Genomic DNA, 6,920 nt, shown 5'->3' with positions numbered 1-6,920 from the left:
CGGAGCATTGGCACGATAGTTAAGTCTCGTGGGGGCCTGCGGCCAATCAAAGCAGATTTGTGGATGACAAAGAGCGTTGCACAGGGGCGATCAGTGTCGGCTGCCGCGTTCCAGCGTCTGCGAGGGCAGCTCGCCGAACAGGCGCTGGTAGTCCTGTGCAAAGCGCCCCAGATGATTGAAGCCCCATTGCGAGGCAATGGCCGCGATGTTGTAGCCACTGTGCCCCTGCAACAGGCTGCGTCGCGCCGACTGGAGTCGAAAACGCTTGAGGTAGGCCACGGGCGAGACGCCGAAGTGCGTCTTGAAACTGTCGTGCAGTTTCTGCGGCCCTATACCGGCCGCGCGTTCGATATCGATCAGGTGGATATCATCGCCGCAATGGTCTTCGATGAACTGTTGCGCCCGCTTCAGATAGGCCGGACAGCGGCTCTGGACCTTTTCGTTCAGGGCCGCCGAATAGTTGTTCGGCTGCGAGAGAATCAAGCCTTTGATCAGGCTGCGCTCCAGGTCCCGTGCCATCGGCAGGTGCTCGAAATAGTCGCTGTCGCCGTCCATTTCATCGACCAGATACCGCACCATGCGCCACCACGACGCCGTGGCACCCAGTTCGGCATTGATACACGGCTCAAACACCAGCGGCGCCTGGGCCGGACGCTCCAGCAACTCGTCCAGCACGCGCTGCATTGAGCAGCAGTCAATCGCCACCTGCAACTTGCGGCAGTTGCCGGTGATGCTCAGTCGCTGCGAGTCGAACGGCGAAATAATCAGCCCGGTTCCGGCATTGGAACGCAACAGCCCCTTGCCGCAGTCAAGCTCCTGCTCGCCGTCCAGCGGCAGGCTCTTCAACGAACTGCCGGGCTCGACGCCGATCACCACATCGGTGCCGTACTGGATACGCCCCAGCACCGTAGACATTGCGCTGAGCACGTTCGCCGAATGTTCGAATTCCAGGCAATGCGGAGCGCTGGCCTGAAGGCTGTGCGGGCCGCAGATGGTCGACATCCAGGCCCGCGCGCCGTCTTGATCATGGTGCGCGGCATGAAGGCCATGGGCGCGCAAGTCGTTGGGCAAAACAGCTTCACTCTTCATATCGATGCCCTGCCGGTAGGTCTGCCGGTAAGTCCGGTCTGGTTCTGATCAGGTTCTGCTCACGTTACTGCAGCGCGTATGCCGCCTCTATCCACTTACTGCAAATAACCGCAAAACGGATACGTTCTGCCGGGAAAACGGATAGAAGGGCAGTGCTGCGGGGCGTTCAATCAGTTCAAGGCTGATGACTCTAAAAAGGAGCCCCCTGATGAGCAGCGCAAAAACCGTAAGCCAATGGCAGCACTTCGTTGAAGGTTGTCTGGATTTTCGTCCCGTCGAAGGTGTGTACCGCATTGCCCGGGAGATGTTCACCGAGCCCGAGCTGTTCGATCTGGAGATGGAACTGATCTTCGAAAAGAACTGGATCTACGCCTGTCATGAAAGCGAAATTGCCAATAATCACGACTTCATGACAATGCGCGCCGGTCGCCAGCCGATGATCATCACCCGTGATGGCAGCGGCCAGCTCAATGCATTGATCAACGCCTGTCAGCATCGCGGCACCACCCTGACCCGGGTCGGCAAGGGTAACCAGTCGACGTTTACCTGCCCGTTCCATGCCTGGTGTTACAAAAGCGATGGTCGCCTGGTGAAGGTCAAGGCGCCCGGCGAGTACCCGGAAGGCTTCGACAAGGCCACGCGTGGTCTGCGCAAGGCGCGCATCGAAAGCTACAAGGGGTTTGTTTTCATCAGCCTCGATGTGCATGGCAGCGACAGCCTTGCCGACTACCTGGGCGATGCCAAGGTGTTTTTCGACATGATGGTCGCGCAGTCGGCTACCGGTGAACTGGAAGTGCTGCCGGGCAAGTCGGCCTACACCTACGACGGCAACTGGAAACTGCAGAACGAAAACGGTCTGGACGGTTATCACGTCAGTACCGTGCACTATAACTACGTCGCCACGGTGCAGCACCGCCAGCAGGTCAACGCCGAAAAGGGCGCAGCGGCGGGCAGTACGCTGGACTACAGCAAGCTGGGGGCCGGTGATGCAGACACCGACGACGGCTGGTTCTCGTTTCATAACGGTCACAGCCTGCTGTTCAGCGACATGCCCAACCCGAGCGTACGCCCCGGTTACGCGACCATCATGCCGCGCCTGGTGGAGGAATACGGGCAGAGCAAGGCTGAATGGATGATGCACCGGCTGCGCAACCTGAACATCTACCCGAGTATGTTCTTCCTCGACCAGATCAGCTCGCAACTGCGCATTATCCGCCCGCTGGCCTGGAACAAGACCGAAATCAACAGTTTCTGCCTGGGCGTCAAGGGTGAGTCCGACGCCGACCGCGAAAACCGCATCCGCCAGTTCGAAGACTTTTTCAATGTGTCCGGGCTGGGCACGCCGGATGACCTGGTGGAGTTTCGCGAGGCCCAGCGTGGCTTTCAGGCGCGCCTGGAACGCTGGAGCGACATCTCGCGCGGGTACGAAAAATGGGTCGACGGGGCAACACCCAACAGCGAGGCCATCGGCATCTCGCCGGTACTCACCGGCAGCGAGTTCACCCACGAAGGGCTGTACGTCAATCAGCACGGTAACTGGCAGCGCTTCCTGCTTGAAGGGTTGGCACGCAAGGCCGCTGAAGAACACTCCCTGAAACTGCGTGAGGTCTGAACATGAGCGCCCAATTGCAGTACCGCATCGAGCAGTTCCTGTACCACATGGCCGAAGTCTGCGATGCCCAGGATTGGGATCGCTACCTGCGACCTGTTCAGTGAAGACAGCGAGTTCCACCTGCCGCAGTGGGATTCGGAGCATGTCTACACCACCGATCCCAGAAAAGGCATGTCGCTGATCTATTACCCCAACCGCGGTGGCCTGGAAGATCGTGTCTACCGCCTGCGTACCGGCAAAGCGGCGTCAACCATCCCGATGCCGCGCACGCTGCACCTGATCAGCAATGTGCGCATCGCACCTGCGGGTGAGGGTGCAAATGGGCAGGCGGGCGAACTGGACGTGCAGGTCAACTGGCACACCCTGTATTACCGCCTGCAAGTTGCGGAGCAGTTCTTCGGACGCGCCAGCTATCGCCTGCGTCCTGATGGCGACAGCTGGAAAATCGCCCGCAAACACGTGGTGCTGCTCAACGACACCATCAACTCGGTGCTCGATTTCTATCACCTCTGAGGTAGCGGAGCGGACATGACTTATAAGGTCGCTTTCAGTTTTGCTGACGGCAAGACGCTGTTCTGCAACGTGCAGAACAATGAACTGTTGCTGGATGCTGCGTTACGCAGCGGGATCACGTTGCCGATGGATTGCCGCGAAGGCGTGTGCGCCACCTGTCAGGGGCGTTGCGAGTCGGGGCAGTACACACAGGATTACGTGGACGATGAGGCGCTTTCGGCCAGCGACCTGGCGCAACGCAAGGTGCTGAGCTGCCAGACCCGGGTGAAGTCCGATGCTGCGTTCTACTTCGATTTCGCCTCCAGTCTGTGTGACAACACCTGCCCGAGCGCCCTTCAAGGCAAGGTCAGCCAGGTCGAACTGGTTTCGCAGGGCACCGCCATTGTTCAGGTGACGCTGGATGAGCAGAACAGTGGGCTGGATTATCTGCCCGGCCAGTACGCCCGGTTACAAATTCCCGGCACTGATCTGCGTCGCTCTTACTCGTTTGCCAATGCTCCCGGCAGTAACTCGCTGGAGTTCCTGATTCGCCTGTTACCTGACGGGGCGATGAGCAACTACGTGCGTGACCGCTGCCAGGTGGGTGACGTGATTCAGTTCGAAGCACCACTGGGCACGTTCTACCTGCGCCATGTCGATCGGCCGCTGACGCTTGTTGCCGAAGGTACGGGGCTGTCCGCCTTCCTCGGCATGCTCGATCAGATCGCCGCCAAAGGAGGCTGCGGGCAGCCCGTGCACCTTTATTACGGCGTGCGTACGGCGCAGGACCTTTGCCAGCTGGCGCGAATTGAAGCCTACAGCCAGCAGATTCCCGGGTTCAGGTTTGTCCCGGTGGTCAGCGAAGAGCAGGCCGACTGGAGCGGAAGGCGCGGTTACATCGTCGATCACCTGGACGCCGCTGCATTGGCCGAAGTACCCACGGACATTTATGTGTGCGGGCCGCCACCGATGGTCGAGTCCATCAAGGACTGGCTGCACGGGCATTCGCTGGACGCCTCGCGTTTGTACTTCGAGAAATTCGCCGACAGCAGCGTTTGACCGGCCGCCTGACGCCAGTCGCTGCTCCAGAACAATTACACAGCAGACGGAACCCCCATGAGTGCCATCACGATCGAACGTTTCGAGACCCTGATCGTCGACCTGCCGACGATTCGTCCGCACAAACTGGCCATGCATACCCTGCATGGTCAGACACTGGTCATCCTGCGCATTCGGTGCAGTGACGGCATTATCGGTATCGGCGAGGCCACCACCATCGGCGGTCTGGCGTATGCCGGAGAGAGCCCGGAAAGCATCAAGGTGAACCTCGACAAATGGTTCGCTCCGCTTCTTGTCGGGCAAGACGCCACCAACCTCAACGCGTTGATGCCGCGCGTGGATCGTGCCGTTCGCGGCAATACGTTCGCGCGTTCGGCGGTTGAAACGGCGCTGCTTGATGCCCAGGGCAAGCGCCTTGGGTTGCCGGTTGCCGAATTGCTTGGCGGGCGCGTGCGCGACGGTGTGGAAGTGGCCTGGACACTGGCCAATGGCGACACCGGCAGGGACATCGAAGAAGCCGAGCACATGCTGGAGATGCGCCGTCACCGGCATTTCAAGCTGAAGATCGGTGCCGGTGAACCCGCCCGTGATATCGCTCATGTTGCGGCGATCAAGCGGGCATTGGGTGATCGAGCCAGCGTGCGTGTCGACATCAATCAGGCGTGGAGCGAGGCGGTGGCCATACGTGGCTGCCAGTTGCTTGCAGAGGCAGGCGTCGAGTTGATCGAGCAGCCGCTTTCGCGCCACGACCGCGCGGCCATGGTTCGTCTGAATGCTCGCAGCCCTATTCCATTGATGGCCGATGAAGCCATTGAGTCGGTGCAGGACAGCTTTGCGCTGGCGCAGTCGGGTGCAGCGTCGATTTTCGCTCTGAAAATCGCCAAGGTCGGCGGCCCGCGTGCCGTGTTGCGCACCGCTGCGATTGCCGAAGCCGCCGGTATTGGTTTGTACGGCGGGACCATGCTGGAGGGTAGCGTCGGCACGCTGGCAGCAGCTCACGCCTTCGCCACACTCGACCGGCTGGAGTGGCACACCGAACTGTTCGGGCCACTGATGCTGACCGAAGACATTCTGGTCGAGCCTCCGGTCTATCGCGATTTTCAACTGATCATCCCCGACACCCCTGGGCTGGAGCTGGATGCTGAGCGTCTTTCGCACTTTGCCCGCAGCTGATCTGCCGGAGCACAAGACTAGCCACGAGGATACCCACAACATGCTTTTCCACGTCCGCATGACCGTCAAACTTCCGATCGATATGCCGGTCGACAAGGCCGCTCGACTCAAGGCTGATGAAAAAGCCCTGGCCCAGCGCCTGCAGCAAGAGGGCACCTGGCGCCATCTGTGGCGCATCGCCGGGCTGTACGCCAACGTCAGTATTTTTGATGTGGCAGACGCCCAGGCACTGCACGACACATTGCTGCAACTGCCGCTTTATCCCTACATGGAAATCGAGGTTACGGCCCTGTGCAGGCACCCGTCTTCCATCCATCAAGACGACCGCTGAGTTCGTACCTTTTCAGCCCGACACCGACAAAACAACAATGAACACCGATGAGGAAAAGACCATGAGCGTACGCATTTCCCAGCCCGACGATGTGCAACAGTTCTTCAATGAGGCTTGCGGCCTTGACCAGCCGGGTGGCAGCCCGCGGATGAAAAGCGTTGTGCACCGGGTGCTGACCGAGACGATAAAAATCATCGAAGACCTGCGCATTACGCCGGAAGAGTTCTGGAAAGCCGTCAATTACCTCAACGTGCTTGGCAGCCGTCAGGAAGCCGGTTTGCTGGTCGCGGGGCTGGGGCTCGAGCATTACCTTGATTTGCTGATGGACGCTGAAGACGAACAGGCCGGGCAGACGGGCGGTACCCCGCGGACCATTGAAGGGCCGCTGTATGTCGCAGGGGCTCCGCTGTCCGATCACTATGCCCGCCTGGACGATGGTCAGGACCCTGCAACCGTACTGTTCATGACCGGCCAGGTTCGCGGCACCGATGGAGCGCCGCTGGCCAATGCCATCGTCGATGTGTGGCACGCCAATACCGGGGGCACCTACTCGTATTTCGACCCGTCGCAATCGGCTTTCAACCTGCGTCGCCGGATCCGCACCGATGCACAAGGGCGCTACCGCTTCCAGAGCATCGTGCCATCAGGCTACGGCTGCCCGCCGGATGGGCCGACTCAGCAATTGCTCGACCAGTTGGGTCGTCATGGTCAACGTCCGGCACACATTCATTTCTTCATTTCAGCGCCTGGCCATCGTCACCTGACCACGCAGATCAATCTGGCGGGCGACAAGTACCTGCACGATGATTTTGCCTACGCCACGCGCGATGAACTGATCGCCGAAATTCGCTTCACCGAAGACGCCAACGGCCGCCACGCAGACATAGACTTCGACTTTGTGCTCCAGCCTGCAACGACTGTCGAGGACGAACGCCGCCAGGAACGCCTGCGGGCACTGGAAGTCTGAGTCGAGCGTCCTCTCACGAAGATGTGACGCTTCGGCCACTCAAGATCGGACGCGGAGCGTCCAGAACGGCATTCCCACGCGGAGCGTGAGTAACGATACCCTGACTATCGTGCGTCGCTCCGCGTCGTCATGCCGTTCGGGAGCGTGAGGAACGATCATCGCAACTATCGTGCGTCGCTCTGCGTCGCATGCCGTTC

General features: G+C 60.1%; 6 protein-coding genes and 1 pseudogene. 6 read left to right on the top strand and 1 reads right to left on the bottom strand.

Features of this window, described 5'->3' with window-relative positions; translation table 11 throughout:
- Positions 1-90 precede the first annotated feature (90 nt).
- On the bottom strand, positions 91-1,089 hold the full coding sequence (locus tag ALO64_RS21050) for an AraC family transcriptional regulator (protein WP_054991793.1): 999 nt from the start codon (positions 1,087-1,089) through the stop codon (positions 91-93).
- A gap of 208 nt (positions 1,090-1,297) precedes the next feature.
- Here ALO64_RS21050 and antA point away from each other — a divergent pair, with 208 nt between their 5' ends.
- The 6 genes and pseudogenes from antA (at position 1,298) to catA (ending at position 6,723) form a co-directional block, all read left to right on the top strand.
- Positions 1,298-2,701: an anthranilate 1,2-dioxygenase large subunit gene (gene antA / locus ALO64_RS21045; RefSeq protein ID WP_044343725.1), complete on the top strand. Its 1,404-nt coding sequence runs from the start codon at positions 1,298-1,300 to the stop codon at positions 2,699-2,701.
- 2 nt (positions 2,702-2,703) lie between these two features.
- A pseudogene (gene antB / locus ALO64_RS21040) lies at positions 2,704-3,214 on the top strand (anthranilate 1,2-dioxygenase small subunit).
- A gap of 15 nt (positions 3,215-3,229) precedes the next feature.
- On the top strand, positions 3,230-4,252 hold the full coding sequence (gene antC, locus ALO64_RS21035; protein WP_044343726.1) for an anthranilate 1,2-dioxygenase electron transfer component AntC: 1,023 nt from the start codon (positions 3,230-3,232) through the stop codon (positions 4,250-4,252).
- Between the two features lie 57 nt (positions 4,253-4,309).
- Positions 4,310-5,425 (top strand): muconate cycloisomerase family protein, encoded by a 1,116-nt coding sequence (locus tag ALO64_RS21030; RefSeq protein ID WP_044343727.1) that lies wholly within the window; start codon positions 4,310-4,312, stop codon positions 5,423-5,425.
- 40 nt (positions 5,426-5,465) lie between these two features.
- Positions 5,466-5,756, top strand: coding sequence for a muconolactone Delta-isomerase (catC, locus tag ALO64_RS21025; protein ID WP_005733728.1), 291 nt, complete (start codon positions 5,466-5,468; stop codon positions 5,754-5,756).
- Between the two features lie 61 nt (positions 5,757-5,817).
- The gene (gene catA, locus ALO64_RS21020; RefSeq protein WP_044343728.1) at positions 5,818-6,723 is read left to right on the top strand and encodes a catechol 1,2-dioxygenase; all 906 of its coding nucleotides are present in this window, start codon (positions 5,818-5,820) and stop codon (positions 6,721-6,723) included.
- Positions 6,724-6,920: the final 197 nt, after the last annotated feature.

Origin of the sequence: Pseudomonas meliae (genome assembly GCF_001400515.1) — a bacterium.
GTDB lineage: Bacteria > Pseudomonadota > Gammaproteobacteria > Pseudomonadales > Pseudomonadaceae > Aquipseudomonas > Aquipseudomonas amygdali.
The sequence above is the reverse complement of the archived record's forward strand: the minus strand, read 5'-3'. Positions and strand labels throughout refer to the sequence as shown.

Bases quoted from the DNA above. Each gene is read 5' to 3' on its own strand.
- ALO64_RS21050 (WP_054991793.1), bottom strand. From the start codon at position 1,089: ATGAAGAGTGAAGCTGTTTTGCCCAACGACTTGCGCGCCCATGGCCTT.
- antA (WP_044343725.1), top strand. From the start codon at position 1,298: ATGAGCAGCGCAAAAACCGTAAGCCAATGGCAGCACTTCGTTGAAGGT.
- antC (WP_044343726.1), top strand. From the start codon at position 3,230: ATGACTTATAAGGTCGCTTTCAGTTTTGCTGACGGCAAGACGCTGTTC.
- ALO64_RS21030 (WP_044343727.1), top strand. From the start codon at position 4,310: ATGAGTGCCATCACGATCGAACGTTTCGAGACCCTGATCGTCGACCTG.
- catC (WP_005733728.1), top strand. From the start codon at position 5,466: ATGCTTTTCCACGTCCGCATGACCGTCAAACTTCCGATCGATATGCCG.
- catA (WP_044343728.1), top strand. From the start codon at position 5,818: ATGAGCGTACGCATTTCCCAGCCCGACGATGTGCAACAGTTCTTCAAT.